The organism is Algibacter sp. L4_22 (genome assembly GCF_023473045.1).
Lineage (GTDB): Bacteria > Bacteroidota > Bacteroidia > Flavobacteriales > Flavobacteriaceae > Algibacter.
In genome coordinates, this window is the sequence record NZ_JAMCOK010000005.1 from 161,868 (window position 1) to 181,874 (window position 20,007).

Below are 20,007 nucleotides of genomic sequence, written 5' to 3' on the forward strand. Positions count from 1 at the left end.
ATGAAAATAGCCCGAACAAATATAAATTTAATGAAATACTTTGGTTTAATATGTTTTTTAGTAGTTGTTGCTTTTCCGCAGTCTACAACGGCTCAATCTTTCGAAGGTTACAGTTGGGAAACACTTGAAACTAATGGAAAACCCGTAGCCCGTCACGAAGCTGCTTTTATTGAAGTTGACAATAAATTCTATTTAATGGGAGGAAGGCGAATTCAAGAGGTTTCCATATTTAATCCTAAAACGAATACTTGGACAAGTGGAGCAAAACCACCGATTGAAATTCACCATTTTCAAGGAGTTTCATATAAAGGAAATATATACGCTATTGGGGCACATACTGGAAAATACCCGCATGAAACGCCTTTAAAGGAAGCTTATATCTATAACCCTAAAAAGGACAGTTGGGCAAAAGGTTTTAACATGCCCGAAGAGCGAGTGAGAGCTTCAACTACCGCAAATATTTATAAAGATAAACTTTATATAGCTTGCGGAATCATTGATGGTCATTGGGATGGGCATGTGAAATGGTTTGATGTCTACGACTTTAAAACAGGTAAATGGGCAAAATTACCAGATGCTCCTCGAGCTAGAGATCATGCAACCTCTGTAATTTGTAATGATAAATTATATCTTTTGGGTGGTAGGATTTCTTCGGGGAATATTAAAAAAGTATTTGAACTGACGATACCAGAAGTAGATGTTTATGATTTTAAAACGGGTAAATGGAGTACTATGGATAAACCTGTGCCAACGCAACGTGCTGGTTGTACCTCCATTTGTATTGGTAATAAAATTTTGTTTACAGGAGGAGAAAGTATAACCCAACCTTTGGCTCACAATGAGGTAGAATGTTTGGATACTAAAACGGGCGATTGGAGTACGTTACCATCCTTAATAACTGGCAGACACGGAACTCAACTTATTTGGAATAAAAAACAATTATATATAGCTTCCGGTTGTGGCCGAAAAGGAGGGAATCCAGAGTTGACAACCATTGAAAAATTTAGTAAATAAATAATAAATATGAAAATAATTGATTTAATAAAAAGTTTGGCATCTTCATCTGTTTTGGTGGTATTGTTTTTGGGCTGTCATTTAATTGTTTTGGGGCAAACTTCCGAAGAAAAAGAAATTCTTGAAACGTTTAAAAACAAAGAGACGGTAGTGTATAAAACAGTAGATGGAAAAGAATTGGAAATGATAATTTTCTTTCCGGATGCTGATAAAATTAATAAAAAAAATCCATGGATGCTACATGTGCACGGTGGAGGCTGGGCTGGTGGAAGTGAATATAAAATACTTAGAAAAGCGTTTTTAGGCACCTTACGATCTTTGCTTGATAATGGTGTAGTATGTGCAACAATAGAATACCGATTGGCTCGAGGTAATTCTAATGCTTACGATTCTGCGGTAGATGCTAAAGATGCTGCTAGGTTTCTTTTAAAACATGCAAAACAATATAAATTAGACAAAAAGAAATATGGTATTTGGGGAGGTTCAGCAGGTGGACACTTAAGTTTAGTGACGGCTTTGGGTAAAAATGTTGATTTTAAAGGAGATCCAAATTTATCGAAATATACTCCAAATTTTAAATGTATAGCTTCATATTTTCCTTTTACATCTTGCGTAAATCCTGATATTAGACCCAATTCTATTTTTGGTGATGGAAAACTTTTTGTTAGACTTTTAGGTGCTCCTTTAAGTGAAAAACCAGAATTGGCAAGGTTGCTTAGTCCAACGGAACTTTTAGATAAAAATAGTCCTCCAATCTTATTATTGCACGGAGATAAAGATACAACGTTACCCATCATTAACTCTATATATATGATGGAGGTGGCAAAAGAGAAAAATGCAGACGTTGAGTTATTGACTATAAAAAATGCAGGGCATAGTTTTAGTGGTGAAAATATTTCGCCATCATTGGAGGAGCTTAATGATTATGCTACCAAGTTTATATTGTCTCATTTAAAATAGGAAAAGACAAGTTCGTTATTAGTAAAATATAAGGAGAATAATGAAAAATATTACGTTAATTAATCAAAATCGAGAAGGTTTTTTGATATCAAGAATGCGTTTAAGTACGATAAAGATAATTTCAATATTAATTGGGTTTTCTTCTATTGTGCTGTCTGCTCAAACCACATTAGAAGTATCCTCTTTGGTCGAATTGTGCAAAGCAGTCCAAAATAGTGATCAAAATATTGTAATGAAACCAGGTAACTATAACCTTACCGATTTACCAAGTGGAAACAGAAGAATTCTTTGTTCTGGTTCTAAAAACAGTATTGATTTGTCTGGTGTTTTTGTAAACGCTACTGTTGGAGCTACTAGGGAAAGTTATATTACTATCTCAGGTAATCTAAATATTTTTAAGGGCGGTACTTTTGAAGATACTTATGCAAATGGACTTGAAGAAGTAACAGATTTTAGTGCTTATAATCAAGAACGTGCTACTTTGGCTTATGGGTTAAAAGGGCAGGCTGTATTGGATGTTACTGGAAATGATAACACGGTTTTAAACACAAAATTAACGGTAAGAGGTTCTTTTCCTTATGGCTATGGAAGTATCTATGGCATTGGGCGCAATAATGTATTTGGGTTGAATAAACGCTGCGGTATACTCATTAATGGTAAACGTAATACAATAGATGGTTGCGAAGTACAACAAAGGGCTTTTGGTCATGGAATTTACATGCAAGAACCTGCTGATAAATCGGTTATAAAAAATACACTTGTGGAAGGTAGAATGCGCCCTAGTGCAGATTTATATAAGGAAATTGATCCAAAAGATTTACCTGTTAGATCTAATTATAAAACCAATGGGAAACCCATTCCTAAAGATGTTATGTATCCACTTTCTGAAGATGGTATTAGAGTGTATACCCATGGAGGTAGTGTTACAGTAGAAAATTGTACTGTAAAAAAAATGAGAGGAGGTATAAGGGTTTATTTAGCCAGTAGTGCTACCGTTATTAACTCTACGGCTATTGATTGTGGGTTTACCAATTTTAATTTGCCTAAAAACGGAAAAATTTCGGGGTCTTCTGGTAATTTTGCTTACGCTCCTTTAAGTGATTTTAGATTATCAAAATCAAATCAAGATATCGAATTAACGATATTACCATCACCCAATGCTGTAGGCCCTCATAATGTTGCTGATATTCTGGGAAGTAATCATAATATTATTTTTCATCGTACTGAAGGGCCAATAGATACAGATCTTCGTCCAATTGTAGTGAAAGATAATAATTCTATTATTAGAAACGAAACGGAATATCCTCTTATTTTGGAGTCGTCATCAAGTGGGAATATCATTATTAGTTTTGGTAAAGTAACAGACCATGGTACAAATAATAAAGTAACGCAAATAGAAAAGGCTAAGGATATTAAAAAATAAAGTTACTTTTTTTGATTTTATATTTCCGATTTGCCAGTTTAAATATTTTAATATTAATAATCTGAATGACTTTTAACCTTTAGTTTAATTTAAGTTTTAAAAATGAAAAAACAATTTAATCATCCAATTTTCAAAGTATTAATTTTCTTATCATTGATTGTCTCTTCTAGTTTAACAGCACAGGTATCCAAAAAAACGGAGCAGGAGACTTCTTATGCCATAAGTGATGGTAGTCAATTTGTTTCAAAATCTTATTTTCCAAAATTTAGTTGGGATGCAACGCCTATGTATTATCATTTTGGTGATATTGATAGAGTGTTAAAACCAGAAGAAGTTGAATTTATAGCAAGTAGAACAGATTTTATTTGTATTGAAAAATCACATGCATACAATCTGCTTGGTGACCAGGTGCTAGGAACAAAGCATGAAGTGGAAGCATTTCATAAAATCAAACCAGAGTCTAAAGTTTTGTTCTATTACAATTCCTATTTGGCATGGCCTTATCCTCGGTTTAATCAAGATTTTACTCCAGAGGGCATTGCTGAAAACCCAGAATTAGCTAAATTCCTATTTATTAATCCAAAGACTGGAGAATTAAGGAAAAAAACCAAGCCAGCATTTTCATACTATTTTGATGCTCTAAATCCTGAATTTCGTAAATGGTGGGTAAAGTCTGCTGTTGAAGGTGTTAAAATTTCGGGAGCCGATGGTATTTTTATTGATCGAATGAATGTGGCCGTAAATTCAGATTACCCTAATGATCAGTTAGTTGAAATAGCACAAGCTAAAGGCGAAATGATGGCCGCTTTAAAAGCAGAAATGGGCCCGGATAAAATATTGATAGGAAACAACGCAGCTAGAACGAAAGAGGTTTTTCCTCACTGCGATGCTTTCTTTTTCGAACATTATAATAGTTCTGTTACTAATAAAGAAAATCTTCTTAAAGAATGGGATGATATGGTTAGAATTGCTAAAGCTGGTAAAATATCAATTTACCGTTTTGGAGCTAAAGGTAAGGGGAAAACCGACATAACAATTGGTGCTACTGGTACTAGAAACATAGAACAAAAATCAAAAGATCAATTAGAATTTTACCAAGCTTGCTTCCTAATAGGCGCACAACCTTATTCTTATTTTCAATGGAATTGGGGTTGGAATTTGGAAGATGGTAATCTAGTAGATTATCCTGCATTACAAAAACCGTTAGGGAGTCCAAAAGCAGTTTATAAACGTTTGACTCCAGAAGGATGGGAATTTACTCGTGAATTTGAGCACGCAAGTGTTTGGGTAGATACTGAAAACCGTAAAGCTAAAATAACTTGGCACTAAAGACATAGTTTAATCTCAGCCAAGCTTAGCAACCAATTTCAGAAGTATGTTATTAAAAACATAAGATTCATGCTGTAATAAAAATGCTAAAATACGAGGTTGAGGTTTAATAATAGTGCAACATCTGGTTTTGGCTAAAACAGGATAGGCAAAAGTTTTCTATATAACAATCAAAAGTGATGGTTTATAGTGAATGAACTATAATTTATACTCAAAAAGACTTTAAATATTATTTTTGTTATAGATACTTAATCTTGGCTTTTTTCTTTTAATGATTTTTAGAAAAAAGAAAAGGTAGAGTGATTTTAATAATAAATTTAGGGAAATAGAGAATACATGGTTGTTAAATTAGAAAAACTGAAACAGTTGAAATTCGTATTAAGCATATTTGTTTTCGTCGTATTTGGATTAGTAAGTTGTAAAACAGAAGACAAAGAAAATAGCAAAGCTCAAGAAGAAGAAAAAGACGATCTAGTACTTTGGTACGATGCTCCTGCTGCAGATTGGAATGAAGCGCTTCCTTTAGGGAATGGTCGTTTAGGAGCCATGGTTTATGGTCTTCCAGAGCATGAAAATATTCAATTAAACGAAAGCACACTTTGGGCTGGTGGACCGCATAGAAATGATAATCCGGATGCTAAAGGTGCACTTTCAGAAATTAGAACTCTTTTATTTGATGGTAAATATAAAGAGGCTCATAATCTGGCGAATAATAAAATTATTTCAAAAACGTCTCACGGGATGCCTTATGAAACCGTTGGTAATTTAAGGTTAGATTTTTTAAACCACGGGGAATACGTCAATTACCATAGAGCATTAGATATCGCGAATGCGGTAAACACAACCACTTATACTTCTAATGGCGTGGAGTATAAACGTGAAATGTTCACATCTTTTACGGATCAAGTTATTGTGATGCGCTTAACGGCGAATAAAAAGGGGCAATTAAGTTTTACAGCGGATATGGATCGTCCGGAGCCTGCTAAAGTTGTCGTGTCTACGGAAGGCAATGATGTTTTAAAAATGACTGGTTTTGGAAGCGATAACTTAAATAAAAGACTTAAAAATGCTGCTCCCATTAAAGGAGAAGTCGAGTTTGAATCCCGAGTTAAAATAGTAAATGAAGGTGGTAGCGTTTCAGCAACCAATAATAAGTTAGTGGTTACCAATGCCGATACGGTAACCTTATATATTTCTATAGCGACTAATTTTGTGAATTATCATGATGTTAGTGCAGATGCCCATAAAAGAGCAGCAGACTATATTTCTAAAGCAGAACAAAAAGATTACAACGAGCTATTGAATGATCATTCTGAATTTTATCAAAACTACTTTAATAGAGTCTCTTTAAATTTAGGATCATCAGAGTTTGAAAATAAACCAACCGATGTTAGAATTAAAGAATTCAGCACCGTTAATGACCCGAGTTTAGCGGCTTTATATTTTCAATTTGGTCGTTACCTTTTAATTTCTTCATCTCAACCAGGAGGACAGGCAGCAAACTTACAAGGTATTTGGTGTAAAGATTTAACACCACCATGGAAAAGCGCTTATACTGTTAATATTAATACAGAAATGAATTATTGGCCAGCTGAGGTGACTAATTTATCTGAAATGCACGATCCACTAATTCAATTGGTAAAAGACATTTCAGTTACGGGGCAAGAAACAGCAAGAGTGATGTACGGCGCCGATGGTTGGGTAACTCACCATAATACAGATCTTTGGAGAATAACTGGACCTGTTGATGGCGCAACATGGGGTATGTGGACTACTGGAGGTACCTGGTTAGCCCAACACCTTTGGGAGAAATATATGTTTAGTGGTGATATTGAGTATTTAAAATCTGTATATCCTGCAATGAAAGGTGCTTCGGAGTTTTGCTTAAGTTTTTTAACAGAAGATCCAAACGGATATTTGGTTATTTCACCGACAATTTCACCAGAACATGCGCCTAAAGATCGTCCGAAAAGTGTAAACATTGTAGAAAGTTCTGCAATGGACAGCCAATTGGTGTTCGATATATTAACTAAAACCATTGCGGCTGCCAAAGTGTTGAATGTAGATGCTGAATTGATCAAAAAAATGGAGATAACTTTAACGAAGTTACCACCAATGAAAGTTGGGCAATACAACCAGTTACAAGAGTGGATGGATGATTTAGATGATCCAGAAGATAAACACCGCCATGTATCGCATTTATATGGTTTGTATCCTTCAAATTTAATTTCACCTTACAGACATGCGGAGTTATTTCAGGCTTCAAAAAACACATTAATCCAAAGAGGCGATCCTTCAACAGGTTGGTCAATGAACTGGAAAATCAATTTATGGGCGCGTTTACTTGATGGCAATCACGCTTATAAATTAATGGGCGAACAAATTAAATTAGTAGGTAGACCAGATTCTCCTAAAGGCGGTGGAACCTATGCTAATATGTTAGATGCCCATCCACCATTTCAAATTGATGGAAACTTTGGTTTCACATCTGGTTTAACAGAAATGTTAGTGCAAAGTCATGATGAAGCTATACATTTAATTCCTGCTTTACCCGATGTTTGGAAAGATGGAAAGGTGAAAGGATTAAGAGCAAGAGGTGGTTTTGAAGTAAAAGAGTTAGAATGGGAAAATGGAGAGGTTATTAAAGCGGTTATTACATCTACTATAGGAGGAGATTGCCGCATACGTGTCTATAATGAACTTCAATTTGAAAATGAAAAAGATTTAGTAGTTGCAAATGGTGCGAACAAAAATCCGTTTTATAAAGTTCCTGAAATTTTAAAGCCATTAATTTCAAAGTCGGCTAATTTGGATAAGGTTGTTTTAAGCCCATCTTATTTATATGATATTCCTACTCAAAAAGGAGAGAAAATTGTTTTAATCAAAAAGTAATCAATGAAAAACTGTCTGTTTTTTAAGAAACCAGTATTATGTATTTCAATATTTTTAAGTTTGTTGAGTATTCAGCTTCATGCTCAAAATAATCAGTCTTATCCTTTAATTCTGGATATGGTTCATCATAATCCAGGAGAAACGCCTTATCAATCAGCATACAATGATCCGGCAGTAATAAAGGAAATGGGGTATAACGGTAAGGTTTATTTTCTTTTTGAATCACCGGCATTAGCTATTAATTGGGAATCTATAGATGCCGATATTTTACCAAAAGGATCGGAAGAACGCCAATGGGTAGATGCTAAAGCAGCACAAATTAAAGAGATGCATGCAAGAAGTAAAGCCCAAGATATGGCTATTTACGCCATGTCCGATTTGGTTTTATTTCCAAAAAGATTAATTAAAAAATATAGCATCCAAGAAACGTTTGGAGATCCAAATAATGCCTTAACGGAAAAATTTATTCGTGCTCAAATTAATGAAATGTTCGATCAGTTTCCAGATCTGGATGGATTGGTTGTTCGTATTGGAGAAACTTATTTGCATGATGCACCTTATCATGAAGGGGCTATTAAAGATAAGAGTAGTGCTAAAAACACCATTATTCCTCTAATGCAAATTTTACGTGAAGAGATTTGCGTTAAACGTAACAAGAAACTTATTTTCCGAACATGGATTGCTTTTGATAAAAACATGAGCACATACATGGAGGTCAATGATGCTATAGAACCACATAAAAATTTAGTTATTAGTATTAAGCAGTGTGAAGGTGATTTTCATAGAGCAAGACCTTTTAGTAAATTAATAGGTCAAGGTCGTCATCCTCAAATTATTGAAGTACAATGTGCTCGTGAGTATGAAGGCAAAGGAGCTTACCCAAATTACATTGCCAATGGGGTAATTGAGGGGTTTGAAGAACACTCAAGAATGCCAAAAGAAAAAATTAAAAGCATACGAGAATTTGTTGAAAACAGACCTGATTTATATGCAGGTGTTTGGACTTGGTCTCGTGGAGGTGGATGGGATGGTCCATACATAAATAGTGAAATGTGGTGCGATTTAAATGCTTGGGTTATGGCTCAATGGGCTAAAAATACTAAGCAGAGTGAAGAATCGATTTTTAATAGATATGCTACAGAGAGATTAGGCCTAAAAGGTAAAGATGTCGCTGAATTCAGAAAACTTTGTTTACTTTCAGCGGAAGCTGTAATTAGAGGGAGAAATACAACTTATAATGATATTAGTGATGTGTGGTGGACACGAGACCAAGGTATAGGCTGGCCAAAACCGGCAAAAGATAAAATAGGGCAAAAGAGAAATTTAGAACAAAAAGATGAATCTGTAGCGAAATGGAAAGAAATAGTGAAGCTGGCAAAATCAATTCATTGGCGTAGTAAAGAGACTAAAAACCATGTGATAGGTTCTGCCGAATATGGATTAAGACTTTACAAAATATATAGAGCACTTGTTTATATGTCGGATGCCGAAGCTAAAGGTGATAAAAAAGCTATTGATAAATGGATTAAAATTTACGATACTGCTTGGGCAGATTATAACAAACTGCCAGAACAGTATAGAGAGGTGGCTACTTTGTATACGCAAGAGTATGATCGGCATATAGCAGAAAATGCAGATAAAAAAGTTAACGAACTTAGAAATAGTAATAATTAATATTTGATAACTATAAAAGTATATGTTAGACGTTAAAAAAATAGTATATAACTGTTTCATTATCTTAATTTCAATATGTGCTGTCTCTCCTGTTTATTCTCAAGATAAAGGACCATGGAATCTAGAACAACTTTTTAAAGTTCCAAGTTTCGAAAAAACAGAGAAAGCAAGTCAAGACGGTGTATCAGGAATTTTATACGAATCCTTACCTGTTAATAATAATAGAGTGCAGGTGTTTGCATATTATAGTACTCCGAAAGGTAAGGTTCCAGAAGGAGGATGGCCTGCTGTTGTTTGTATTCATGGAGGAGGCGGAACTGCTTTTTATGAATGGGTTAAAAAATGGAACAAAAACGGTTACGCTGCTATCAGCATGGATTTAGAAGGTCATTACCCTATTAGAGAAGTTGAAGCTGATAAAAAAAGCCCTCGTATTTCCACCGAAAACCCTGGGCCAATTAGAGTAGGGACTTTTGAGGATTTTGATAAACCTATTAAACAGCAGTGGTATTATAATGCCGTTGCTCAAGTTATTCTTGCACATTCCTTAATCCGTTCTTTTCCTGAGGTAAATGCTGATAAGGTTGGTATTACGGGAATTAGTTGGGGAGGCATATTAACTAGTACGGTGATGGGGATTGACGATCGGTTTAAGTTTGCAATTCCAGTATATGGCTGTGGGTTTCTTCCGGGATCAGATGGCAAACAGGGAAAACGAATTAAGCCAGGGAAACACACCGAAGTGGTTAACACTTATTATGATGGTTCGGCCTATTTTTCTAACGTGAAAATCCCGGTATTTTGGGTTAATGGTATCAACGACCCACATTTTCCTTTACCAAGCACCAAGCAATCATTGCAGGCGGTTAAGGGAGATGTAACTATAAAGTATCAATTAGGGATGGTACATGGACATAAACCTGGTTGGGAACCGAAAGAAATTTATGCGTTTGCAAATAGTATATTGAAGAATGGGATACCACTTATAAAAATAGAGAAACCTAAAAGTAAAGGGAATAAAGCTTCTGTTTCTTTTCGTTCGGAAAAAGAAGTGAAAAAAGTGGAGTTCATTTATACCAAAGATTCTGGAGAATGGAGCAAACGAAAATGGAAAAAATCTCAAGCTAATATTTCCGGTTCAAAGATTAATGCACAAATTCCCGAAGGAGCGATATGTGCTTTTTTTGCAGCCATAGATGAAGATAATTTAATGGTAAGTTCAGATTATATGCAGTTCTAATACCGGGAGTCGCCTTAAATTATGTGCCTTTTTGAAATAAAATAGGTAATAAGTATCAGTAGAAGAATAGAATCATAGCTAAAACAAAATTTATTAAGAATCAACTAATCTAACCTATGAAAAACTTACAAAAAGCCACCTTGGTTTGTTTATCAATTTTGATGTTTACAGTGTTTTGTTGGAGAAAAGGAAGGAGTGGTGTGTTGTAATTATGTAAGTTTAAATGTTTTTATTTATTGAAATTTTTTTCCAGTAAAGTTTAGAAATACAATGAATTATGAAGAAGACGATATCAATTATTTTTTTACTTTTTTTTGTGCAAAGCGCTTTTGCATTTGAAATAACTTTACCAAGTATTTTTGCAGATCATATGGTTTTGCAAAGAGATCAAAAAGTACCGGTTTGGGGAATAACGGAGCCTAATGCTAGTGTAGAAGTAATGTTTGCTGGGCAAAAAAAAGTTGTACAGGCAGATGCTATTGGGAAATGGAAAGTAAATCTAGATCCATTAATGGCGTCGAGCTTGTCCCAAACTATGACGATTTTATCTAAACTTAATGATGCCAGTTTTCAATTAAAAATATTAGATGTGTTGGTTGGTGAAGTGTGGCTTTGCAGCGGACAATCTAATATGTACAGACCTTTTAGGATGTTAATAGGGAAAGCTGTAGATTCTAAATATGAGCCGGTTGCTGAGTTTTTAAGACAGGAAGTGCTTACCGCAAATGATCCGCTTTTCCGACAGTATAAAGTAGGTCGTGATTTTAGTGTTTTTGAAGAAAAGACGCAAGGAAGAGGAGATTGGTCTAAAGCCATTCCAAAAGAAGTGAACGAATTTTCTGGAACAGCCTATTTTTTTGGAAAAGAGTTACGTCGTGAGTTGAATGTTCCTGTAGCTATTATAAGTTGCAATTTAGGAGGTACAAAAATTGAACCTTGGATGCCAATAAAGGCTTTTGAGGAAAACAAATCATTCAAAGATTTTTACGATAAAGAAATAGCAAAATATAAAGAGAAGTTAAATGATTGGGATGAAGATGCGGTACGAATAAAAGATAATAAATTATTAGAAGCTTGGCAGCTAAAAGCAGAACAAGCAAAACTTCAAAATAAAAAAGAACCCAATAAACCGAAAAAAACAGAACATCCTAGTAGAGATAAACAAATCCCTGCAACGCTATACAATGCTATGATATCTCCTTTGATTCCTTATGCTATTAAAGGTGCTATTTGGTATCAAGGTGAAAGTAATACGGGGAATTCTCCGGAAGTCTATGGATCACGCCTTTCAGCAATGGTGGAAAATTGGAGGTCAGCTTGGGGGCAAGGTGATTTTTATTTTTATTGTTGTCAGTTGGCAAATTATAGAGAACCCAATAAAGTGCCTGTTGCGGATAATGATGGTTGGGCTTTGGTTTCAAATGGACAGCGTGAAATATTAGAACTTCCAAATACAGGTTTGGCCGTGTTGAATGATATTGGAGAAGCAAAAGACATTCATCCAAAAAATAAGATGGATGTTGGAAAACGACTATCATTATGGGCTTTTAAGCAGGCTTATAATAAAGATATTGTATGTAGTGGTCCATTGTATAAGACATCAGAAATTAAGAACAATAAAATAATTATAGAATTTAGTCATGTAGGTTCTGGTTTGATGGTCGGTAAAAAAGACTTAATGAAACCAACAATTGAAGTCAATGAGCCTTTGAAACGTTTTCAGATTTGTGGAATAAATAGAGAATGGAAATGGGCTCAAGCTAAAATTATAGGAAAAAATAGTGTAGAGGTTTGGCATAAAGATATTCCAAATCCTGTTGAGGTTCGTTATGCTTGGTCTTCAAATCCAGAAGGTGCTAATCTTTATAATAAAGAAGGTTTACCAGCGTCGTTATTTAAAACAATAAATTAAAATAAATACCAATGAAAAGAATTTTGAACCTCGTTGTTTTAGCTATTACAGTTATAGCATCTGCTCAAAGCAAAAATGAAATTACTATAGAATCTTTATTAAACGATATGGTTAACAGAGATGCCATAGCAAGTTTTCCAATAGCTAATTTTAGGCTAAAACAATCAAGTAGCTATAACAGAGCTTCTAAAACCCTTACTGATACTGTAGGTTGGTTTAATAATCATGATTTTAATAAAGAAGAAAAAGAAGAAGACCATAATTATATTAGAACTGAGGAGACAAACGGTAAAAAAGAATGGGTGTTAATGGACCATGTGGGGCCTGGCGCTATTGTACGTACTTGGATGCCTTTTTTAAGTGCCGAAGAGCCAAATACAGATATTATAATTAAGATTTATTTAGATGGGAGCGACGAACCGGTTCTAGAAGGAAATATGCTTGGTTTGTTAGATGGAACAGGGTTAATTCCGTATCCTTTAGCACATCAATCATTACGATCTTCAGTGTCTTTTTTCCCGATTCCTTATGCTAAAGGTTGTAAAATAACAACTAGTGAAAAACCATTCTTTTTCCAATTCACTTATAGATCGTATGATGATTTTACTCCAATAAAAACCTTTACAAAAGCAGATTTTGATAAAGCTTTACCATTAACCAAAAAGGTTGGCGATTTGTTGTTAAATCCTAAAAGTACAGATGTTGGTGAAACGGTTACTTTATCAGGTAAAATTGGTTCGAAAAAAGAAAAATCGGTAACCTTAACAGCAGGTAATGCTGCTATAAAAGAATTGACTTTAAAGTTAGACGATTATAAAAATCCAGAGGTAACGCGAACAGTTGTTTTAAAAATAGAGTTTGATGGTGAGCAAACTGTATGGTGTCCGATAGGAGACTTTTTTGGAGCAGGAATTGGTTTAAATCCTGTTGAAGGTTGGTACAGTTCAGTAGCCGAAGATGGAACAATGACTTCCAGATGGGTTATGCCTTATCAAAAATCAGGCAAAATCTCTGTAGTTAATCTCGGGAAAAAATCGATAGAGGTTGATTTAAAAGCAACGGTTGGTACTTGGAAATGGGATGCTGATAGTATGTGTTTTAATGCGGCTTGGAGCGGGCAATATCCTGTGCCTACACGTCCGTTTTCAGATTGGAATTATGTCACGCTGAAAGGCCGTGGTGTATATGTTGGAGATGCGTTAACTGTTATGAATCCTGTAAAACGATGGTGGGGAGAAGGTGATGAAAAAATTTATGTAGATAATGAAGATTTTCCTTCAATATTTGGAACGGGAACCGAAGATTATTATGCCTATTCTTGGGGAGGAAAGAGTACCGATTTTTATGAACACCCTTTTCACGCACAACCACGAAGTAACATTTATAATAAGTTAAATAGAAACCCGAAAACAGTTAAAGGAAAAAACACTTCGGGATATAGCACAGAAACCCGAACACGTGCTTTAGATGTGATGCCTTTTAGCAGTTCTTTAAAGTTAGATATGGAAGTTTGGAGCTGGACAGATTGCGAAATGGGATACGGTGTTGGTGTTTATTGGTATGGTGATAAGCAAACTATATCCAATAGAGTTCCTAATGAAAAGGAGGTATTAAATGTGCCGCCTTTACCAAAGAATTTTCCTAATAATGAGAAGTAATAAAAAGATATTAAATATTTAATAAAATGATCAAAAAAAGAATATGTGTTTTAGGAGTTGCTTTTATCTTTTTGATGAGTTGTACTTCTGAATTTAAGTATCAAGTAGAAAAAAATCAAAACGGTATTAGAGTTTATCGAGATAGCACAATTATCAATATTGATGTGGTGAATGAGTCTATAATTCATGTAAAAAAAATAAAAGTAGGTAGTGAACCCACCACTATTCCAGATTATGTAACGGTTTTAGAACCTCAAAATGTAGCTTGGGATGTAAAGGCTACAGAAGATGTGTTAACCATTAGTACCAATGCTTTAACGGTACTTGTAAATGCAGACGGGGTTATAGAATATCAAACAAAAGATGATGGTAAATTAGTATCCGAAACAAACGAGTTAACCTATTTAACTGAAAATGGAGACCATAAAGTGTCTCAAGCGTTCGTTGCTGGAGATGAAGGTTTGTATGGTTTAGGTCAGTATCAAAGTGGTATTATGAATTGGAAAAATGTGCCTATTCGTTTACAACAATATAATCAAGAAATCGCTATTCCGTTTTTGGTGTCTACTAAAGGTTATGGTATTTACTGGCATAACTACAGTTTAACAGATTTTAATCAACCTCAAAATGAAATAGAATTTGAAACTACAGGTGAAATTGAAATAAAGAAAGAAGAACAAGTAATACCTGAAGGCGGTGAAAAAGAGAATGTAGCCGCTTATACTGCTAAAGAAGCTAAGAAAAAGAATATTAGAGAAACGACCTTTATCCCAACTCAATCTGGGGAGTATACTTTTTTAGCGTTGAGTGATCATAATGGTCGTATGAGAGGGCAGATTACAGTATCCATAGATGGAGACGATATAATTAATTATTCAACCATTTGGATGCCAAGGCGTTATTCTGGAAAGAAACACTTAGAAGCAGGGAAATCATACAAAGTGGTTTTTCAAAATACAGGAGCTAAAATACCAGGGAATTTATTTTACAATAAACCAGATTACAACAAAACGGTTTTTAGTAGTACTAAAGGTAATGCCATCGATTATTACTTAATAGCTGGTGAAAACCCAGAAGAAGTTATTTCTCAATATCAAAACTTAACAGGAAAAGCGCCAATGTTTGCTAAAAGTGCTTATGGTTTTTGGCAATGTAGAGAAAGATATCATAATCAAGAAGAATTATTAGAGAATGCTCGTGAAATGCGTGAGAAAAAAATTCCTTTTGATAATATTGTACAAGATTGGTTTTATTGGCCAAAAGGGACTAAAGGACCGGAGTGGGATCCTGCTAAATATCCAGATCCAGATGCTATGGTTGATGAGTTAACAAGCTTAAACCTAAATTTAATGGTATCTGTTTGGCCAGAAGTAAAGAACAAAGCTTTAGAGAAAAAGTATAATCTTAAAAAAATAGAAAGCAGTAATTACGTAGATATTTATGACGAAGGGGTTAGTGAACGTTTTTATCGCATGTTAAGTGATTCTATGTTTCATAAAGGAGTGAAATCTATTTGGTTAGATGGAACCGAGCCTGAAGGAGTAAATAATACGAAAGTAAATACAGCGGTTGGTCCATACGAGAGTGTTCAAAACCCATATTCACTTTTAGTAACAAAAGCGATGTATGAGGGCAGAAGAGAAGAGTTTCCAATGGAACGTGTGTTTAATTTAACGCGTTCTGCTTATGCTGGACAACAACGTTATGGAGCAACATCTTGGTCGGGAGATGTTGAAGCTTCATGGGAGCAATTATCAGAACAAATTGCTGCAGGTCTAAACTTTACAATGGCAGGAATACCATATTGGACTCATGATATTGGAGGTTTTTTTAGAGATTCAAAATCAATAAATCCAGAGTTTGATAATCAATACACTAATCCAGAATATATTGAGCTGCTAACTCGTTGGTTTCAGTTTGGTACGTTTAGCCCAATTTTTAGAATTCATGGTTATGTATCTGAAACAGAAATTTGGAGATATGGAAAAGAGTTTGAAGCTACGGCTAGAAATTTCATTGAACTTCGTTACGAGTTACTGCCTTATATCTATTCGGAAGCACGAAAAGTAACAGCGGACAGTAAACTTCTTATGGCGCCTTTAGTGTATCAATATCCAAATGATAAAAATACTTGGGGTATTAAAGATCAATTCTTTTTTGGTGAATCGTTAATGATTTGTAATGTTACCGAATATAAACAACGTACAAAAGAAGTCTATTTGCCAGAAGGTGTTTGGTTTGATTTTTGGACCGATGAAAAAGTAGAAGGTCATGGTAAATTAACTGTAAATACACCATTAGATAAAACTCCAATTTTTGTAAAAGGAGGTAGTATTATACCGCTTGGGCCAAAAGTGCAATATGCAACACAAAAAACAGATGACCCAATAGTTATAAAGATATATCCAGGGAAAGATGCTGAGTATGTATTGTATTTTGATGATAATGAATCGTATAATTATGAAAAAGAAACCTATTCGGAAATTGTTTTCACCTACTCTGAAGAAAATAAAACTATTAAAGTAAAGAAAGGTATTGATAATTATATAAATTTTGAAGATTTGCCACAACATTTTATTTTGCAAATAGTAGGAAATTCTAATACAGAAGAAGTCGTTTTTGAAGGCGTTGAAACTGAAGTTGATTTTTTAAATTAAATAAAAAGAGTACTAATTAATAAATTTTTAGTTATTTCAAAAAATGCGATAAGGCAGGGTTTTCACCTTGCCTTATCGCGTTTATGGTTGTATTTTATAGTAAAAGAATCATGTGTTATAATCAATTGTTTCAGTATCAATTAACTTTATAGTTTTAAGTAAAAAAGATTAAGACTTTGGTGAAAAGCGAACTAATTAGAGAATAATTATTTAAAGCATGAAATTTAGAAGAATTTTATTTTTGATAGCCGTAATTGCTTCAATGAGTATAAGTGCTCAAAATCCTGTTTTTACTCACGTTTTTACTGCAGACCCATCGCCACATGTTTGGCCGAATGATGATCGTTTGTGGGTGTACACCAGTCATGATGAGCCTGGTTCTAATAACCATTATGGAATGACGGGCTACCATGCTTTTTCTACTAAAGATATGGTGAATTGGACAGATCATGGTCGTATTCTGCATTTAGAAAATGTGAAATGGGCCGAAAGCCATGCTTGGGCTATAGATGCTGCTTTTTATAGAGGTAAATATTACCTTATTTATTGTATGAAAGAAGCTGGAATTGGACTCTTTAGAACGGGAATTGCACGTAGTGATACGCCGGAAGGACCATTTACAGATTTAGGATACGTTAAAGGTGTGGAGTTTGGACAAGATCCTGCTTTGTTTATTGATGATGATGGTACTCCATATTTGTTTTGGGGACACGATCGCAAATGTTTTGCTGCGGAATTGAATGATGACTTAATGTCTATTAAAGAGGAAACTTATGTAGATTTAACATCGCAATTAAAACATGTATTTGAAGGGCCTTGGGTACACAAGCGCAAAGGAAAATATTATTTGACTTACCCGGGTTTAACGCCACGAAGATGGCCCGAAAAAATGTTTTATGGCGTTGCTGATAAACCTTTAGGACCTTATGATTTTAAAGGTGTTTTTATCGATGATTTTGAAGGACAAAGTGGAACCAATCACGGAGGTACTGTTACCTATAAAGGAAAAGATATCATGTTCTATCATAGTGCATGGTTGTCTGGTGGTTTAAGTGAAACACGTAATGTAATGGCAGATTATCTTGAATATGATAAAGATGATAATATCATCCCTATTGTGCCTTCAAAAGAAGGTTTAGGAAATGCAAAACGAACTAAAACAACTCTAAAGTTAGAGGCTGAAAATGGTTTTGCCGCAGGCGGTGAATTGTACAATGTAATCGTTGATACTTGGATAAAAGATTACAGCGGAAAAGGGTACGTAACAAACTTTGATAATCCTTACGATCACGTTTCTATTTTAGCTCAAGTAGCAAAACCAGCAAAATATCGTTTTAAGGTAAGATATGCGTCACCCGATGGAGAATCAAACCATGATATATTGATAAACAGTTTTAAATACAGCGCATTTGTTTTTCCTCAATCTAAAGAGTTTACTGAAATTGATTTTGGAATTGTTGAATTGAAAGCTGGAGATAATCTGGTACGAATATTTAAAAGAGACTGGAAACCATCAAAAGGACAATTAGCTATCGATTATATAAAGTTAGAACAAGTTTTTGAAGACGAAAATTAAAAAATTATATATTAAAAAGTAATATTGATATGAAAAATATAATAATAACAGGTTTTTTGGCCTTAATGGTACATATTGGTTTTTCCCAAGAGCAAGTCCATGTTAAAGCAACAACTCATGGCGAAAAGTTTGAACATTTTTGGAGTAAAAGTGTCGGTGCTGGTCGTGCCAATGAAGGCTTACGTGCTGGTTGGCTGGAGCAGTTAGAAATGGTGCAGAAAGATTGTGGATTTGAATATGTTCGTTTTCATGGTATATTTCATGATGATATGTTCCCGGTATTTGAAAAAGATGGAAAAATCACATATAACTGGCAATATATAGATGATTTATTTGATAGAATGCTAGATCTTAATGTAAAACCTTTTGTAGAATTAGCATTTTTTCCTTCAGCTTTAGCGGCAGAAAATAGTAAAACGCAATTTTGGTGGAAGGCTAATATTACACCCGATGAATCTAAATTTGGAGAATGGCACAACCTAGTAAAAGCGTTTACACAACACTGTGTAGATCGTTATGGAATAGAAGAGATTTTAACTTGGTATTTCGAGGTTTGGAATGAACCTAACTTACATTATGGTTTTTTCGATGGTACCAAATCTCAATATTTCGAGTTATATAAACAATCCGTAACAGCTGTAAGATCGGTCGATAAACGTTTTAAAGTAGGAGGACCGTCAAGTAGTAATTTTGTAGCCGATGGGCGTTACGATGGTGAAGTGGAAAGTAGAAATGGGGATCTTATTACATTTACTGCAGATAATATTAATGATTTAGAATGGAAAGGTGCTTGGATAGAAGATTTCTTAACTTACTGTGAAAAGGAAAATCTTCCTGTAGATTTTGTGTCTACTCACCCATATCCTACAGATTATCCGTTTAACCCAACTACCGGTAAAGGAAAAGATTTCTCACGAAATGTAAATTCAACCAAAACAGATGTTGAATGGTTAAATAGAGTGATAAAGAAAAGTGCTTATCCAAATGCAGAAATTCATTTAACAGAATGGAATACAAGTCCGAATAGTAGAGATGCTATGCACGATTTTTTACCACCAGCAGCTTATATTGCTAAAGTGAATTTAGATTGTATTGGATTAACAAATTCTTTAGCCTTTTGGACGTTTACGGATATTTTTGAAGAAAAAGGAGGCGCAGAAAGTATCTTTCATGGTGGTTTTGGTTTGATAAATTATCAAGGTTTGGTAAAACCATCTTATCATGCCTACAGAATGTTACATCAATTAGGAGATGAAGAAATTTTTAAAAATGATTATTTGTTTGTTAGTAAAAAATCGGGAAATGGAAAAGTGGTTGCTTTAGCATATAATTATCCCGAAGATCATTATAGTGCAGTGCCTGCAAGTATAAAAAAGATAGATAAATATGAAAGTGGAGCTACTCGCCAGTTAAAACTAGAGCTTACCGATTTGAAACCTGGAACTCAGTTTAAAATAGAAACTTTAGATAAAGATCATGGTAATATTTACAATTATTGGGAGAAAATGGGGAAACCAGAACCACCAACACGTGAACAAATTAAAGTGATGAAGCAATATGCCGAAAATTTAAAAACAGAAATTATTACTGCTGATAAAAATGGTGAATTAAAATTAGATAGAGTGCTTTCTCCGTGGAGTTTGGTTTTAATAGAGCAGGTAAATTAAACTTA

Annotated in this window: 12 protein-coding genes; all 12 read left to right on the top strand. The window is 34.4% G+C overall.

What is annotated here, in order from left to right; all coding sequences use genetic code 11:
* The 12 genes from M4I23_RS14245 (at position 1) to M4I23_RS14300 (ending at position 20,002) form a co-directional block, all read left to right on the top strand.
* Entirely contained in the window at positions 1-1,014 is a 1,014-nt protein-coding gene (locus M4I23_RS14245; RefSeq protein WP_249754859.1) for a kelch-like protein, read from the top strand.
* 9 nt (positions 1,015-1,023) lie between these two features.
* Positions 1,024-1,974 carry a prolyl oligopeptidase family serine peptidase gene (locus M4I23_RS14250; protein ID WP_249754860.1) on the top strand — a complete coding sequence of 317 codons (951 nt, stop codon included), beginning with the start codon at positions 1,024-1,026 and terminating at the stop codon, positions 1,972-1,974.
* 40 nt (positions 1,975-2,014) lie between these two features.
* The gene (locus M4I23_RS14255; RefSeq protein WP_249754861.1) at positions 2,015-3,397 is read left to right on the top strand and encodes a hypothetical protein; all 1,383 of its coding nucleotides are present in this window, start codon (positions 2,015-2,017) and stop codon (positions 3,395-3,397) included.
* A gap of 102 nt (positions 3,398-3,499) precedes the next feature.
* On the top strand, positions 3,500-4,726 hold the full coding sequence (locus M4I23_RS14260; RefSeq protein ID WP_249754862.1) for a putative glycoside hydrolase: 1,227 nt from the start codon (positions 3,500-3,502) through the stop codon (positions 4,724-4,726).
* Positions 4,727-5,092: 366 nt separating this feature from the next.
* On the top strand, positions 5,093-7,618 hold the full coding sequence (locus M4I23_RS14265) for a glycoside hydrolase N-terminal domain-containing protein (RefSeq protein ID WP_249754863.1): 2,526 nt from the start codon (positions 5,093-5,095) through the stop codon (positions 7,616-7,618).
* A 3-nt stretch (positions 7,619-7,621) separates the two neighbouring features.
* Positions 7,622-9,292, top strand: coding sequence for a hypothetical protein (locus M4I23_RS14270; protein ID WP_249754864.1), 1,671 nt, complete (start codon positions 7,622-7,624; stop codon positions 9,290-9,292).
* A gap of 22 nt (positions 9,293-9,314) precedes the next feature.
* A complete protein-coding gene (locus M4I23_RS14275) occupies positions 9,315-10,532 on the top strand; it encodes a S9 family peptidase (protein ID WP_249754865.1) in 1,218 nt (405 codons plus the stop codon).
* Positions 10,533-10,809: 277 nt separating this feature from the next.
* Positions 10,810-12,444 carry a sialate O-acetylesterase gene (locus M4I23_RS14280; RefSeq protein WP_249754866.1) on the top strand — a complete coding sequence of 545 codons (1,635 nt, stop codon included), beginning with the start codon at positions 10,810-10,812 and terminating at the stop codon, positions 12,442-12,444.
* An 11-nt stretch (positions 12,445-12,455) separates the two neighbouring features.
* Positions 12,456-14,102, top strand: coding sequence for a glycoside hydrolase family 172 protein (locus tag M4I23_RS14285; RefSeq protein WP_249754867.1), 1,647 nt, complete (start codon positions 12,456-12,458; stop codon positions 14,100-14,102).
* A gap of 26 nt (positions 14,103-14,128) precedes the next feature.
* A complete protein-coding gene (locus tag M4I23_RS14290) occupies positions 14,129-16,759 on the top strand; it encodes a TIM-barrel domain-containing protein (RefSeq protein ID WP_249754868.1) in 2,631 nt (876 codons plus the stop codon).
* A gap of 217 nt (positions 16,760-16,976) precedes the next feature.
* Positions 16,977-18,335: a family 43 glycosylhydrolase gene (locus M4I23_RS14295; RefSeq protein ID WP_249754869.1), complete on the top strand. Its 1,359-nt coding sequence runs from the start codon at positions 16,977-16,979 to the stop codon at positions 18,333-18,335.
* 29 nt (positions 18,336-18,364) lie between these two features.
* The gene (locus tag M4I23_RS14300; protein WP_249754870.1) at positions 18,365-20,002 is read left to right on the top strand and encodes a hypothetical protein; all 1,638 of its coding nucleotides are present in this window, start codon (positions 18,365-18,367) and stop codon (positions 20,000-20,002) included.
* The last annotated feature ends 5 nt before the right edge of the window (positions 20,003-20,007 follow it).

Bases quoted from the DNA above. Each gene is read 5' to 3' on its own strand.
- M4I23_RS14245 (WP_249754859.1), top strand. From the start codon at position 1: ATGAAAATAGCCCGAACAAATATAAATTTAATGAAATACTTTGGTTTA.
- M4I23_RS14250 (WP_249754860.1), top strand. From the start codon at position 1,024: ATGAAAATAATTGATTTAATAAAAAGTTTGGCATCTTCATCTGTTTTG.
- M4I23_RS14255 (WP_249754861.1), top strand. From the start codon at position 2,015: ATGAAAAATATTACGTTAATTAATCAAAATCGAGAAGGTTTTTTGATA.
- M4I23_RS14260 (WP_249754862.1), top strand. From the start codon at position 3,500: ATGAAAAAACAATTTAATCATCCAATTTTCAAAGTATTAATTTTCTTA.
- M4I23_RS14270 (WP_249754864.1), top strand. From the start codon at position 7,622: ATGAAAAACTGTCTGTTTTTTAAGAAACCAGTATTATGTATTTCAATA.
- M4I23_RS14275 (WP_249754865.1), top strand. From the start codon at position 9,315: ATGTTAGACGTTAAAAAAATAGTATATAACTGTTTCATTATCTTAATT.
- M4I23_RS14280 (WP_249754866.1), top strand. From the start codon at position 10,810: ATGAAGAAGACGATATCAATTATTTTTTTACTTTTTTTTGTGCAAAGC.
- M4I23_RS14285 (WP_249754867.1), top strand. From the start codon at position 12,456: ATGAAAAGAATTTTGAACCTCGTTGTTTTAGCTATTACAGTTATAGCA.
- M4I23_RS14290 (WP_249754868.1), top strand. From the start codon at position 14,129: ATGATCAAAAAAAGAATATGTGTTTTAGGAGTTGCTTTTATCTTTTTG.
- M4I23_RS14295 (WP_249754869.1), top strand. From the start codon at position 16,977: ATGAAATTTAGAAGAATTTTATTTTTGATAGCCGTAATTGCTTCAATG.
- M4I23_RS14300 (WP_249754870.1), top strand. From the start codon at position 18,365: ATGAAAAATATAATAATAACAGGTTTTTTGGCCTTAATGGTACATATT.